Origin of the sequence: Vibrio sp. Evd11 (genome assembly GCF_900382755.1) — a bacterium.
Classification (GTDB): Bacteria; Pseudomonadota; Gammaproteobacteria; order Enterobacterales; family Vibrionaceae; genus Vibrio; species Vibrio lentus.
Map to the genome: position 1 here is coordinate 88221 of NZ_OSDX01000003.1, position 13972 is coordinate 102192.

The window sequence follows — 13972 nt, forward strand, 5'->3', positions numbered from 1 at the left end:
TATTCTTAGTTCTAAGAAATGTTAAGAATTTGTTCGCTTAAATCTTTGAATTTATATATTTTTTAAGAGTTATCGATTTTTGAAATCCGTTTTGTCGAGTTGGTGTTTCCTAAGCTTGTCATACAGCGTTTTTCGAGAGACTTGGAGCTCTTGTTGTACTTCTTTAAGTCGTCCTTGATGGCGATGTAGTGCCTCGATTAAAATTATTTGTTCAAAGCTATCAGTACGTTGGCTTAATGACTGTTGTTGCTCTTCAATTTTTACATCAAACTGGTTTTCTTCGTTTTGCTCATTTTCATCACTGTCGAGAGACGGTTGCTTTACTTGTGTCAAAACTCTGAGCTCGGCATGTTGGCGAAGCTGGCGTATGTTTTCGCTCCAATGAGTTGCGATCAACCGTAGAATCTCTTTTTCTGTGATAACGGGCGGTGGTAACTGATATCGACTTGCTGCACCGCGAGCAAAATGTTTAAACAAAGAGCCGATATCTTCCGTTCTTTGCGCCAAGGGTAGTAAATTAAACTGGCGCAGTTCACCTGTAATTGTAGTAGGAACTACTGTAGTTGCGATAATGAAACAAGTTGCGTTGGTCTTGCATGAGTTTTCGAGAAGTAGAGTGGGTTTTAGAGCCAATAACCATAGCCATTGATCTGAAGTTAATGCTTCTGTTTCATGGATATAAAGTGTTCCGCCCTGATGCTTTCGGAATAATTGCAGAACAAATTGATCAAACGTAGCTTGGTCACTACGCGGTAAATTGAACGCGGCGATCGGGCAAAGCTCAGCGGTATGATGGCTGTGCAAATCGTGTGTGTACTGCGCTGTGATTCTTTTTCCTGTTCCTAAATCTCCAACAAACAACAATAGCGGATTGGCTTTGGTATCTAAGGTGATTAACTCCCGACGTAAGGTTTGCATCGAAGGTGATTGCCCGATAAGTTTCGGCCCGACCTGATTTTGCATCGCCAGTTCTTTTCTTAGCAGATTATTCTCTTCTACTAATGCCAGCTTGTCAGCCGCTTTTTTTACCGCGGTGAGTAAAGCATCGACCACAAACGGTTTCTCTAGAAAGTCGTAAGCGCCAGCTTTCATTGCTGACACTGCTGTTTGCACGTCGCCATGTCCGGTGAGCACAATCACTTGGAAATGGGGATTATGACTGAGCAATTGCTGTGTCAATTGAATACCATCCATCACTGGCATGTGAATATCGGTAATGACGATTCCAGCTTGAGTAACGTTGATCTTCTTCAGTGCCTCAATGGCATTGGGAAAGCAGACAACATCGATGCCTTCTATAAGCATGGCTTGTTCTACTGAGTCTCGAATTGCTGGCTCATCGTCAACAAAATAGAGTTTGGGCATAGATTGCAAAAGCGGTGTCCTTAGCATTTACAGTTAAATAAAGTGATTTATAACAGGGTATTAGCTTTAATTTCGATAGAGCGGAATATCGAGTGAAAATACCATCCCCGATGGCTCGCGCGGGTTTGCGTTAATGGTGCCGTTATACGCTTCAATGATGCGTTTCGATATCGAAAGTCCCAATCCTAAGCCTTCTGGTTTAGTAGTGAAAAATGGGTCGAACAGTTGATTCAGCTTGTCATCAGCCATACCTATTCCGTTATCCCACACCATTAGCTTGCAGATGTCGCCCTGCAATTGCCATTCGATGCCAATCTGCGGGCTCGCTTGTTGTAGCCGGTCTTGTTGCTGAAGTGCTTGAGTGGCGTTGTGGATCAGGTTCACCAGCACTTGCTCTAGCTCAGTTGGGTGAATGGCGATATTGAGGTCATTCGGTATGGTACTTAATCGGAGCGTGATGCCTTGCTTGATCATCACTGCGCTCAGAATACTGGTCGAGTTATTGACGGCTTGATGTAGGTTCGCCACGTGATGTTCTTGTTTGGTGACCTTGCGAGTAAAGGCTTTGAGCCGAGCGATGATTTCGGTAATGGTGCTGTTGAGGCCAATCATTTTTTCAAGGTTACTTTTAACCAGATCTGAGCGATCCATCTCAAGCAGTTTTAGGCTGTTTTCACTGTAGGTTCTTAGTGCCGCAAGTGGTTGGTTGATTTCGTGATTGATGCTGGCTGACAACTCTCCAAGCACGGCTAACTTAGCGGTTTGTGTGAGCTCTTGCTCTGTCTGCTTAAGTTTTAGCTGAGATTCTTGATATTGGTAAATCGTCTGCTGAAGTTGGTCGTTAGATTGCTTTAAATAGTGGGTTCGTTTATCAACGGTGTGCTCTAAATTTTGGTTCAATTGAGTTAACGCGATCTTAGCTAAGTAAGTTTGACGCCAAGACCAAGCAATGAGCACGACTAAGCTGTAGATAACCAGAAAGATGGCATCTATTTGCAAGACTTTACGTAATTCGGCCTTGGTTTCTTTTAAGGCAACCACTTGGTACTGATTATTACTGGTGGAGGCAGGATAAAGCTTAAAGTTACCTAGCTTGTTTAATTGATTCGTTGTCAGTTGTGTTTGATTGTTTGTCGACGGGCTACTGTTGTTGCTGCTGGTCACTGATGAAGCTTGAAAGGCGTCAATGATCGATATTTTGCTTTGACCGTATTGGCGGTTGCGCGCAATTTCTTGTTGTTGCCCTTGAGTTAAAGGCAGCAATGATTGGTAAAGCCAATTGGGTTGGCTAGAAAGAAACACCACTTGATTCGAATCGAGTACTACGATCTCAAAGTCATCGCTGGTGAGGATATTTTCAAGGTTTTCTAAACTGACTTTAACGGTAATAACTCCAACGATGTTGCCAGCGATATACAGAGGTGACGATAAAAAGTAGCCCCTAACATTTGAGCGTGCACCAAGGGCGACATAATGGGTTTTATCGCCTTTAATGGCGGAAGCAAAGTAGGGACGAAAAGAGAAGTTTTCACCCACAAAGGTACGTGGTTTTTGGTAGTTGCTCGACGCGACGACGGTGCCACTTTGGTCATGAATGTAGATGGTGTCCGCTTGGCTTTGATTCGACCATTCAAACAGCAACTTATTGAGATCTGTGGCAGTCATTTTGTTTGCTTGAGCGTCGTGAGCAAAATAAGAGACCAAGCGTGGATCGTGGCTAAGCAAATCAGGAATTTGTTTGAATTTTTCGAGCTCAGAATCGATTTGCAGATTGGCTTTGTTGGCGGCTTCATGAAGCTGTTGTGCGACGATTTTTTCTTGATACTGCACGGCCATAAAGTGAGTCGCACTTAGTCCTGCAATGCCTAACAACAATGAGAATAAAACAAAGGGTGTTAGAAGGTTAGGCCGTTTTTTAGTCACTGGTCTCTCAGCTTATGATTCGTTTATATATAGACTATCAATATGATGGTTTGAGTACCGAGATCTTGTTAACACCGAACGCTTTCTGTAAGACAAAACCACGGCTTAGACTTGTGTTTCAAAGGATTACAGCGCAAAATCACAAAAAATTAAAAGGAGCAACGAAATGGAACTGACAGATATTCGTCGTGAATACGCTAAGGGTGGGTTGAGACGTAAAGACTTAGCCGCAGACCCTATTGAGCAATTCAATCTATGGTTAGAGCAAGCCATCGAAGCTAAGATGACTGACCCTACTGCCATGACAGTTGCCACGGTTGATGAAAATGGTCAGCCATTCCAACGAATTGTTCTGTTAAAGAATGTTGATAAAGACGGTTTCGTTTTTTACACCAACTTAGGTAGCCGTAAAGCGCACCAACTTGAGCACAACAGTAAGATCAGCCTGCATTTCCCTTGGCATCCTCTAGAGCGACAAGTTCACATTACTGGCACCGCTGAAAAGCTGACAGCAATGGAGAACATGAAGTACTTCTCATCTCGCCCGAAAGAGAGCCAGTTGGCTGCCATCGCAAGTAAGCAAAGCAGTCGTATTTCTGCTCGTGGTATCTTGGAAGGTAAGTATTTGGAGCTTAAACAGAAGTTCGCGAAGGGAGAGATCCCAGTGCCTTCTTTCTGGGGCGGCTTCCGAGTACGTGTTGATAGCATTGAGTTCTGGCAAGGTGGCGAACACCGCTTGCATGACCGCTTCTTGTTCTCACGCCAAGACAACAGCTGGGATATCGATCGCCTAGCGCCTTAGTTTGAACCTGTTGTACCAATCAAAAGATACCGTTGATTTTGTGTTTACTCACATCAACGGTATTTTTTTGTCTGTATTTTCATCTGGGTACGAGCGTACAGAACCATCAATCAGTCGCTGTGTAGAACAACCGAGATCTGTTTTTTGAGCAGAGTCTCTGGAATCACTGAACCTAGTCCTGAATCCAACGCAAACTCTATTAACTGGCTTTTACTTCGAGCATCGAACTTCTGCTTCAATCTCGCGACATGGCCTTCGACGGTCTTGATTGAGATATTTAACGTCAGCGCGATGTATTGGGGCTTCTTACCGAACAGCAATAAGAACAGCACTTCTGATTCTCGTGCTGTCAGCTTTTTTTGCAGCTTTGACACTCGTGGTTTTGAGCCCGCTATCGATGCCTGATTTCCTTTCTCACACGTCGCCTGACACACCCAATGACCAACCTCTAAGATGGCCGTATCAGTGAGCTCTTGACCATAGAAAATCGTACCTTGGACATTGTCATTGCCATCAAGCCAAGGGGTTTTGGTAAAGATATGTGCGTGCCAACGTCCGTCGGGATAAGGATGAATATCGAGAATCTTGAGCCTGCAGCGCGTGTCCATCACATGTTTGTCTTGAGCCCTAAAGTCTTGCGCACATTCGGTTGTTTGGCTCGGCATATCAAAATCGGTTAAGCCAGTACAGCTTTCCCCCGGCTTCAACCCTATCAATTGGTTGTAAGCGAGATTGGCGTAGACGAAGACAGAGTCAGTATCTTTACAGCCCCAGCAGCCTGGTAGTTGTTCAAATAAAGAGCGATGTATGGAGTTTAAAGGTTCTGACAAGGTTTTATCTCGTTAGGTGCGACACATTGATAATATCAGTTTCTTATTGAGCTGCAATGGCAATTCGGGGCTCAACGATGAGCACACCGGAGACGCTGAACAGCCATTAAACGGATCGTTGATTAAGTGTCTACCTTGAGGAGAATCGCTGAACGGAAGGGTGGATAAACAGGCAAAAAAAAGCCAGCCTGAAGATGGGCTGGCTAAAGACAAGATATGCCTTGTCGACATGTAGAAGATTTCCAGGTTAATTCGCGAGGGTCGTGCAAATTAACCTGAGGCATCAGTTAGATACCCAGAGTGACTTACTACTCTATCGATGAATCTACTCCTAGGAGTGCTTATGCATAAGGGGGGAATTCCCCTATAAACACCACTCAATGTGAGAATTGAGAACCTAGAGTAAATATTTCAAAATCTTGAACAAGTAATCGAGTGCTTATAGCTCTCGCACTACTCGGAATCCTAGATAATTGGCTGCGGTTGAAGGCGCGACATACAGTTCATTAAAGACCTTAGCTTCTTCAGGTGAGAAGCTCCACGCGCCGCCTTTTGCTAGACCTTTCTGAGTTGTTGTCCATTCCCACACGTTGCCAACCATGTCGTAGAAGCCCGTTGGCGTTGGTGAGAACGACTTAACTGGTGAAGTGCTGATGTTTGACCAAGGTGTGCCAGCCCAGCCTGTATTCGCTTTGCCAGACTCGAATTCGTTGCCCCACCAGAAGTTGGTATCTTGGCCAGCTCTTGCTGCCGCTTCCCACTCTTGTGGTGTTGGTAGACGATAAGTGAAGCCGGTGTTTTTAGATAACCAACGTGTATAAGCTTTGGCATCATTCTGGCTAACACAAACAACGGGAGAGTCGTCTTGTTGTTTAAAGCCTGGATTTTGCCAATGCTTGTCTGATACTGAGGTTATTTCCGCATTTGTAAAGGTGTCGCAGGTATTCATTAACTCTGCGTCTGTCTCGTAGCCTGTGCTTTCTGCAAACGCTTTAAAGTCGCGGACTCGTGTTGGTGTCGCTGCAAGGGCGAAAGGCTTCTTAATGGTGACTTGCTGTGCGTTGTTTTCACCTAACAAGTAACGACCTGAACCTACCACAATCATTTCTGGGCTTTGAGCGTTGGCTTTCATTGGGTCTGCGAACTTGGTACCCACATTCAATGAATTTTGCTTAGCTTGTAGCACCGCTCTGAGATTGTGATCGCGAGCGATTTTCAATTCTTGATGGAAAGAAAGGTAGCCTTCCTTCTCGATGGTGATCATGTGCTGACCAGTAGGTAACATCACCTCAACGGGTGTGCTGCCGTATTTCACGCCGTTGATGGAAACTTTGTCGTTGTACTGGTTTGAACGAACCACCAAGTTAACCCAAGCGACTTCTTTTTGCTGATCGTTGGCTTGTTGCTCGCTTTGGGTGAAACAGCTTGATGATTGAATACCCAGCAGGCGGCAAGGTGTGTTCTTGTCTGGGCGAGTCTCTAGATTCGCTGCAATTACTGCTCGGTAACGGTTATCTTCAGAGAAGCCAGAGGATTTCACTTTGTGTTGTAGGACGTGAATATTCAGCGAAGCCGATGCTAGGTGCTCTTTTACGGCTTTCGATTCAGTCGCGTTGTCTACGAGGCTATGTTGGAATTGCTTCACGGCTTTTTGAAGTGCCAAGGTCACGGTTTGATCTGAACACTGTGCCAGTGTCATGTCGCTGCTACAACGATTGGTAAAGCTGACCGTTTGCTCTTGCGTTTGAGTGATCTCGTTTCTTAGTCGCTCGGCTCTTGCTCTTAGCTTGTCTTGATTGAGGTTTGCGATTGAAGCTTCTGCTGCCGCTTTCTCTGCTTGAATCGCCTCGAGTTCCATCACTAAGCCTTGCTGTTTCTGTTCAGAGTCAGACATCGCAAGCTTGTTCTCTTTTACGGTTTTCCAAGCCCCTTGGAAAGCGTTTTGAGCGAGTGAAATATCAAAGTCAGGTTCATCAATCATACGAGCGTAATCTTGCTCTAGGTTCGCTTTCGCTTTTGCTAGGTCTTGTTCTGCTTTAGCGGTCAGTTTTGCTACACGCGCAGATTGCTGTGCATGGTTATCGACTTGATTTTGTTTGTCTGCGAGCTTTTTCTCGACAGCCGTTAAGTCGGCATGCTTTTCGAAAAGCGAGCTTTCAATGTCGGTGACAGATGACGTGATTGCTGGTGGTGTTGCTTCAGCGAAAACAGCCGGTGTCATTAAGCAGGGAGCAAGTGCAAATAGTAGAGCTGGAAAACCTTGGCGCATGATGGGCTACTTCAATCGTAATTTAGGTTAATCAAATATTCTAAACGAAAACGCCATTTCGTCTGCAGCTATTGTTTATAACGACCATCAGTTTATGACGATCATACAGTTTATAACTATCAACAAAATGGCGAGTATTCATTCAGCTTTGTGAAACAGGCACGGCTATTTCAATCGGGCTTAACGGTTTATATCGGATTTAATTTCTATACCCGACTTAGCTTTCTTTGCTAGGAAGAAGCTTAACCCAGATGGTATCGCTGCCATTGATGGTTACAGAGCGGTTGTAAGATTCGTAACCCTGCTTTGAAATGGTCACCTGGTGACGTCCGCTTGGTAGTGCAACCTCAATTGGTGTGCTGCCATACTTGATGCCGTTAATGGTGACTGAATCATTGTACTGATCAGAACGAACGGTCACATTTGCCCACTGCTTGTCATTTTTCTTAACGACAGCGGCTTGACTGCCTGTTAGACAGTAGCGAGTAGACACGTTCAACAAGTTACAAGCGGCAATGGCTTCAGGTTTCGCTTGAAGCTGAGCTTGTATCTGCATGAAGTATGCGTTGTTGCCAGAGAAACCACTCTTGATTGCTTGGCTGTCTTGAACATGGATGTTCAGTTGAACACCTTGCAAGTTTTGCTTCGCTAGTGTGCTTTCTGTGAGCTGCTCAAGTAATTGGGTCTTGAACGTTTGAACGGCTTTTTGGTTCGTTAGGTGTTTACCTTGAGATGTACATTCACCGAGTGTCATTGTTGACGCACATGTGGTGGTGTAGCTGGTTTCAAGAACGGCACTTTCACGAAGTTCTGTTGCAATACGTTTAACACGAGCTTCAACTTTTGACTCTCTCAAGTTAGCCAGCTCATTATTAAGACGCGCTTGCTTTTGCTTGATTTGAGAAAGGTGAATTTCACCCTCGTTCATCGCTTGTTGGTTATCTAACTGAGACGATTGATTCTCTTTAACGGCCGCCCAAGCATCTTGATAGCTTTTCTGGAAAGAGACCAAATCAGTTTCTGGATCTTCAAGTAAGCGACTGTACTGTTTGTCGAGTACAGACTTAGCTCTGTTACGTTTTGCCTTAAGTTCTTCACCTTCGCGCAACAACTTACTATTTTTGTTTTGTAGTTGTTTTAGGTTTTCAGTCGCCGATACTTTGGTTGCTGAAATACGCTCAATATCTGAGTTTTTCTCTGTTAGCTTTGCATCGATAGCTGAAACGGGATCGACTTGATTCAGTTCTTCAGCTGATACCGATGCAGATACCCAAAGTGGGGATAGCGCAAGTAAAAGCGCTGAAATTCGAAAGTTAGTCATAGGTCCCTGCAACTTGTAGATTGAAATTGGCTCGTTAATAAAGTGTCTACTTCCTAGTTGTGAGTCACTAGTTATTAGCAATTAACACAGTACCCGTCTTTATACCGTTTTATTGCTATCCAATCTACTCAAAAGCCAAGTTTCGGTACTTCGGATACACTTTTTACAGGTTTATCGCCAATTATTTGAGCTATATAAGAAAATTTATTCATTATGTTAGGGCGCTGAAGTATTTATTGATGACATGGTTTTTCGTGCTGGTGTGCTTGCTTGTATGAGTGCATGTGAAGCCCCTAAACTCACCGGAACGATTGGTTTTACAATGGCCGTAGTTTATACACTCTTGATCATCTTTCCGGAGGCATGATCAAGATGATCGCGATAATGATCTTTTGCTAAAGGTGAGGAAATGACTCTCATGATCATTTACAAATTCATCTTATGCAGATTTCAGAGTATTATTCTTACTATGTCGACCTGAATATTTTGCTGTTATGCCAAAACCGTTACCTTTTCCAAACCTAGACCTGTCCCCGCTAGGCCTTACTGGCCCTCGTCCTGCGGAGATCATTACTTTGCCATCGCATATGGATTGCCACGAGCATCACTATTCGCAGGTGGTTATTGGGCTAAAAGGTCAGGCGGAATTTGAAGTGAGCGGTAAAGGTAATCTTGTCGGTCCAGGGCAAGGCTGTGTAGTCACGGCTCGCTCTGATCATGCTTTCGGTGGAGTGGTTGGTCAGTCGGATATTCTCGTACTCAACATGCCTATGCCAACCGATGATGACCCTCTGATGCTAGAGAAGATTAACCAGTTAGAATCATCGAACGTTTACTTCCAATTAGATGCGCAAATTCAAAAGCTTATCCACATGTTGGTGCAAGAGATGCAGGCCAGTCCTGATGATCTGTTATTAAGCCGAGCTTGTAATGACACGGTGATTGCGTTGATGCAAAGACACATCTCGGCATTTGAAACCTCGATTAAAGATTCGCGTTTCGATCTTGAGTCGTTGGATCGCTACATTGAACAACACTTGGCTAATAAGATCTCAGTCGCGCAACTCGCAGGCAGTGTGTTCTTGGGTGAAAGCCAATTCCACATGCTATTCAAAGATCAAATGGGTATTACTCCACACCAGTATGTTCTTGGTAAGCGTATCGATCGCTCTCGCCGTTTAATCGAACAAGGTAATCTGAGCCTTGGTCAGGTCGCTGAACTGGCTGGTTTCTCCGGCCAATCTTCCTTTACTCACACCTTTTCACGCCTTCAAGGCATGTCACCATCTCAATACAAAAAGAAAATTTCTGTTAAATAGTGAAACAAAACGGCATATTATTTTAAAGTTTCATATGTGACCTTGTGTTTGTTTTGTTAATAAAGCGAGTTTTTAGCAAAAAACTCGGAGTTTTTGACAAGTAATCCTTATATACTCTAAATACACTGCAGCCATTGTAGAGATCCCGGGCTAATTCCGGGTGTGAGATTAAGGAAAACGCATGTTTACAGCTACTGATGTGTTAAAGCCAGAATTCAACGAGCAGTCGCTTGCTGATCTTTGGACGCTTATCTCACCATTATATATGGTGGATGAAACCCAATGGCTAGAGCAACTCCTGCCGCTAGCTACCCCTTCTGAGTCTGAAAAGCAGCAAATCACAGACAAAACGACATCATTGATTGAAGCTATCCGCGCGGATAAGACTTCTATCCAGATGATCGATGCACTGTTGCTTGAATACAGCCTAGATACTCAAGAGGGCATCTTGCTGATGTGTCTGGCGGAAGCCTTGATGCGTATTCCTGATTCAGCAACCGCTGATGCACTGATTCGTGACAAACTTAGCGTTGCGGATTGGAAATCTCACCTAAAGAATTCTGATTCAGTGTTTGTTAACGCATCCACTTGGGGCCTAATGCTAACAGGTAAGGTTGTTGGGCTTTCATCTAAAGAGCAGAGCGCGGGTCAAGCCGTGAACCGCTTAGTGAACAAGCTTTCTGAGCCGGTAATTCGTAAAGCGATGCACCAAGCGATGAAGGTGATGGGTCACCAATTTGTTCTTGGGCGCAGCATTGCTGAAGCGCAAAAGAACGGTAAGTCTATGCGTGACAAAGGCTTTACCTACTCATACGACATGCTAGGTGAAGCGGCACTGACCACAGCTGACGCAAACAAATACTTCAAAGATTACCTAATGGCGATTGAAGCCGTGGGTCGAGATACATACGTATCTTCAAAATCGAGTCCTGCTCCATCGGTTTCTATCAAGCTTTCTGCGCTTCACCCACGTTATGAAGTGGCAAACGAAGACCGCGTACTGACTGAACTTTGCGACACGCTAGAGCAGTTATTGCGCCGCGCAGTAGAGCTCGATGTTGCGATTACGATTGATGCTGAAGAAGCGGATCGCCTTGAGCTTTCTCTTAAATTATTCGAAAAACTGTACCGCACTGATCTTGTAAAAGGTTGGGGTAAATTTGGTCTGGTTATTCAAGCCTACTCAAAGCGTGCACTACCAGTTCTTGTATGGCTAAATCGCTTAGCGAAAGAGCAAGGTGACTTAATCCCGCTTCGCCTAGTGAAGGGTGCGTACTGGGATAGCGAAATCAAATGGTCACAACAAGCTGGCTTTACTGATTACCCAGTTTACACACGTAAAGAAGCGACAGACGTAGCTTACCTTGCATGTGCACGTTACCTGCTGAGCCCAAGTGTTCGTGGCAATATCTTCCCGCAGTTTGCTAGCCACAATGCTCATACGGTTTCTGCAATTGCAGTGATGACTGAACATAAAGATTTTGAATTCCAACGCTTACACGGCATGGGTGATTCTCTTTACAACCATGCGATGGAAGCTTACCAACAGTCGGTACGTATCTACGCACCGGTTGGCAGCCACAAAGATCTACTGCCATACCTAGTACGTCGCTTGCTAGAAAACGGCGCAAACAGCTCGTTTGTCCACCGTCTAGTTGATGCGCGTTGCCCTGTGGCAGAGCTGACTCAACATCCTGTCGATATGCTTCTGGCGTTCGATACATTGCACAACACTAAGATTCCTCTGCCTCCAGCGGTATTCCCTGAGCGTAAGAACTCTTACGGTGTGAACATTGATATTGAAAGCGAAGCGCATCAGTTTGAAGAGCAAGTAAAAGGCTTCTTAAACAATCAATGGACAGCGGGCCCTGTGATCAACGGTGAATCTCTTGCCGAAAGCATGATCAAGGCTGATCAGAACGTAGAGCAAGTAACCGCACCTTATGATCGTCGTATTAATGTCGGCCAGGTGGCTTTCGCTAACCTTGATCATGTTTCCGCAGCGATCACTGGCGCAGACGCGGCATTTGCTGATTGGAACGCAACTTCGGTTGAAACCAAAGCGGCGGCACTTGATAAGTTAGCTGACTTGATGGAAGACAACCTAGCTGAGCTGGTGGCAATTTGTCATCAAGAAGCGGGTAAGACGATTCACGACAGCGTTGATGAAGTGCGTGAAGCGGTCGACTTCTGTCGTTACTACGCAAAACAAGCTGACAACCTACAAGGTTTCGAACTTAAAGGTTTTGATGGCCAAACTCGAATCGCTTCGCGACAAGGTCGTGGTGTGTTCGTTTGTATCAGCCCTTGGAACTTCCCTCTAGCTATCTTCCTTGGCCAAATTACTGCAGCACTAGTGGCGGGTAACACGGTTGTGGCGAAGCCTGCCGAGCAAACAAGCTTGATTGCAGCTCGCGCGGTTGAACTGATGAATGAAGCGGGCTTCCCTGCTGGCACGATTCAGCTACTACCGGGTCGCGGTGCTGAGATCGGCAGTGCACTAACAAGCCATGATGCGATTGCTGGCGTTGCCTTTACGGGTTCTACGCCAACGGCACAGCGTATCAATGTGTCATTAGCTACTCGTAATGCTAAGCCAGTTCCGTTTATTGCGGAAACAGGCGGCCAAAACGCGATGATCGTCGATAGTACTGCACTGCCTGAACAGGTAGTTCGTGATGTGATTCGTTCAGCATTCGCTTCAGCAGGTCAGCGTTGTTCTGCACTACGTGTGCTTTACATCCAAGAAGACATTGCAGACCGCGTGGTTGGATTGATTCACGGTGCAATGGATGAATTGAGTGTGGGTATCCCACATCTTCATAAAACCGATGTTGGCCCTGTTATCGACCAAAACGCGAAACAGAAGCTAATGGCGCACTTAGAAAACATGACCAATACCCAGAAGAAGGTGGCTCAACTTTCTCTAGGTATGGATTGTGAACATGGTGATTTTGTTCCACCAAGTGCTTTTGAAATTGATGATATCAGCTGCTTGAAAGAAGAACAGTTTGGCCCAGTGCTACACATTGTTCGCTTCAAAGCGAGTGAGCTAGCGCAAGTGGTAGACCAAATCAACCAAACCGGTTTTGGCTTAACCATGGGTATCCACAGCCGTAACGAGACAACTTACCGTTGGATCGAAAAACACGTTCGTGTGGGTAACTGCTACATCAACCGTGACCAAGTGGGCGCCGTTGTTGGTGTTCAACCATTTGGTGGTCAAGGCTTGTCAGGTACTGGCCCTAAAGCGGGTGGTCCTCACTACCTATACCGCTTTACTGATGTTCATTTCTCTCAATCACAAGACAAGGCATAAGGAGCATTATCATGGTTCATCAAGTGACAGGTTTTTCTGATGCTTTGCTAGCGTGGGAACAATGGAATCTTACCGATTTTGATTACAAGAGTGCTCAGGTACTTGCGCTGAAATCAGAGATCGAAAGTCAATCTACGCCTTTGGCGACGGTGGCGACTTATCATCTAGAGCAAGCGTCTGCGCTGCTTTCTGAACATCACCTAATGGCAGGTCCTACGGGCGAAACCAATGAGTTGTATGCCGCTGGTCGCGGTGTGGCTTTGGTGATTGTTGATGATTGCGAAGAGAAAGTGCCAGCGCTGCAAACTGCAATGGCTTTGATTACTACTGCGCTATTGGCAGGTAACAGCGTCCAATTGTGCAGTGATGATGTGCAGTTCAATACTTTAGTTGCAGATGCAGCTAAGTCGGCGAACTTGCCAACTAACTTGGTGCAAGTTGCCTCGTATGACGCTGCTCAACAGTTGTTGTCTTGCGATGTACGTAGCGTGGGTTACGTGGGTAACTCGCAAACGGCACAAGCTATCAATTTACAGCTTGCTAAGCGTGACGGTGCAATCGTCGGTTTAGTAGCTGAAACGGATCTGGCGACAATGAATGTTGCCAATGATCCACACCTATCGCTGCGCTTCATTACCGAGCGTACGCGAACTATAAATATAACAGCCGTGGGCGGTAACGCGACCTTGCTCGAACTTGGAAGCGAAGCTCACTAACCTTCAGTAAAATTGGCTCTAAGCACTTTTGGTTTTTTCCAACTTTGGTTTTCACCATTTTTGGATTTAACTGATAGTGCTTTGGAGCCTGAATACCTAACTCAATGC

At 45.2% G+C, this 13972-nt stretch carries 9 protein-coding genes; 4 read left to right on the forward strand and 5 right to left on the reverse strand.

All coding sequences use genetic code 11. The features are described from left to right. Positions 1-69: 69 nt before the first annotated feature. Both ED652_RS01965 and ED652_RS01970 read right to left on the reverse strand, forming a co-directional pair. Positions 70-1365 carry a sigma-54 dependent transcriptional regulator gene (locus tag ED652_RS01965; protein ID WP_122053325.1) on the reverse strand — a complete coding sequence of 432 codons (1296 nt, stop codon included), beginning with the start codon at positions 1363-1365 and terminating at the stop codon, positions 70-72. 66 nt (positions 1366-1431) lie between these two features. Beyond that, on the reverse strand, positions 1432-3288 hold the full coding sequence (locus ED652_RS01970) for an ATP-binding protein (RefSeq protein WP_122053326.1): 1857 nt from the start codon (positions 3286-3288) through the stop codon (positions 1432-1434). Positions 3289-3454: 166 nt separating this feature from the next. Here ED652_RS01970 and pdxH point away from each other — a divergent pair, with 166 nt between their 5' ends. Next, complete coding sequence (gene pdxH / locus ED652_RS01975; protein WP_004732548.1) at positions 3455-4090, forward strand: pyridoxamine 5'-phosphate oxidase; 636 nt, start codon at positions 3455-3457, stop codon at positions 4088-4090. A gap of 110 nt (positions 4091-4200) precedes the next feature. Here the strand turns inward: pdxH and ED652_RS01980 are convergent, their stop codons facing one another. From ED652_RS01980 to ED652_RS01990, 3 genes are all read right to left on the reverse strand, one after another. Continuing rightward, positions 4201-4920: a PAS domain-containing protein gene (locus ED652_RS01980; protein WP_122053327.1), complete on the reverse strand. Its 720-nt coding sequence runs from the start codon at positions 4918-4920 to the stop codon at positions 4201-4203. Positions 4921-5359: 439 nt separating this feature from the next. Then, positions 5360-7189: a formylglycine-generating enzyme family protein gene (locus tag ED652_RS01985; protein WP_122053328.1), complete on the reverse strand. Its 1830-nt coding sequence runs from the start codon at positions 7187-7189 to the stop codon at positions 5360-5362. A 217-nt stretch (positions 7190-7406) separates the two neighbouring features. Further along, positions 7407-8510: a PEGA domain-containing protein gene (locus ED652_RS01990; RefSeq protein ID WP_065105994.1), complete on the reverse strand. Its 1104-nt coding sequence runs from the start codon at positions 8508-8510 to the stop codon at positions 7407-7409. Between the two features lie 494 nt (positions 8511-9004). On the opposite strand from ED652_RS01990, the gene ED652_RS01995 reads away from it, so the two are divergent. The 3 genes from ED652_RS01995 (at position 9005) to ED652_RS02005 (ending at position 13864) form a co-directional block, all read left to right on the forward strand. Continuing rightward, a complete protein-coding gene (locus tag ED652_RS01995; protein WP_122053329.1) occupies positions 9005-9829 on the forward strand; it encodes an AraC family transcriptional regulator in 825 nt (274 codons plus the stop codon). A gap of 181 nt (positions 9830-10010) precedes the next feature. Continuing rightward, the gene (gene putA, locus ED652_RS02000; protein ID WP_122053330.1) at positions 10011-13148 is read left to right on the forward strand and encodes a bifunctional proline dehydrogenase/L-glutamate gamma-semialdehyde dehydrogenase PutA; all 3138 of its coding nucleotides are present in this window, start codon (positions 10011-10013) and stop codon (positions 13146-13148) included. 11 nt (positions 13149-13159) lie between these two features. Then, positions 13160-13864 (forward strand): 1-pyrroline-5-carboxylate dehydrogenase, encoded by a 705-nt coding sequence (locus ED652_RS02005; protein WP_122053331.1) that lies wholly within the window; start codon positions 13160-13162, stop codon positions 13862-13864. Positions 13865-13972 lie beyond the last annotated feature (108 nt).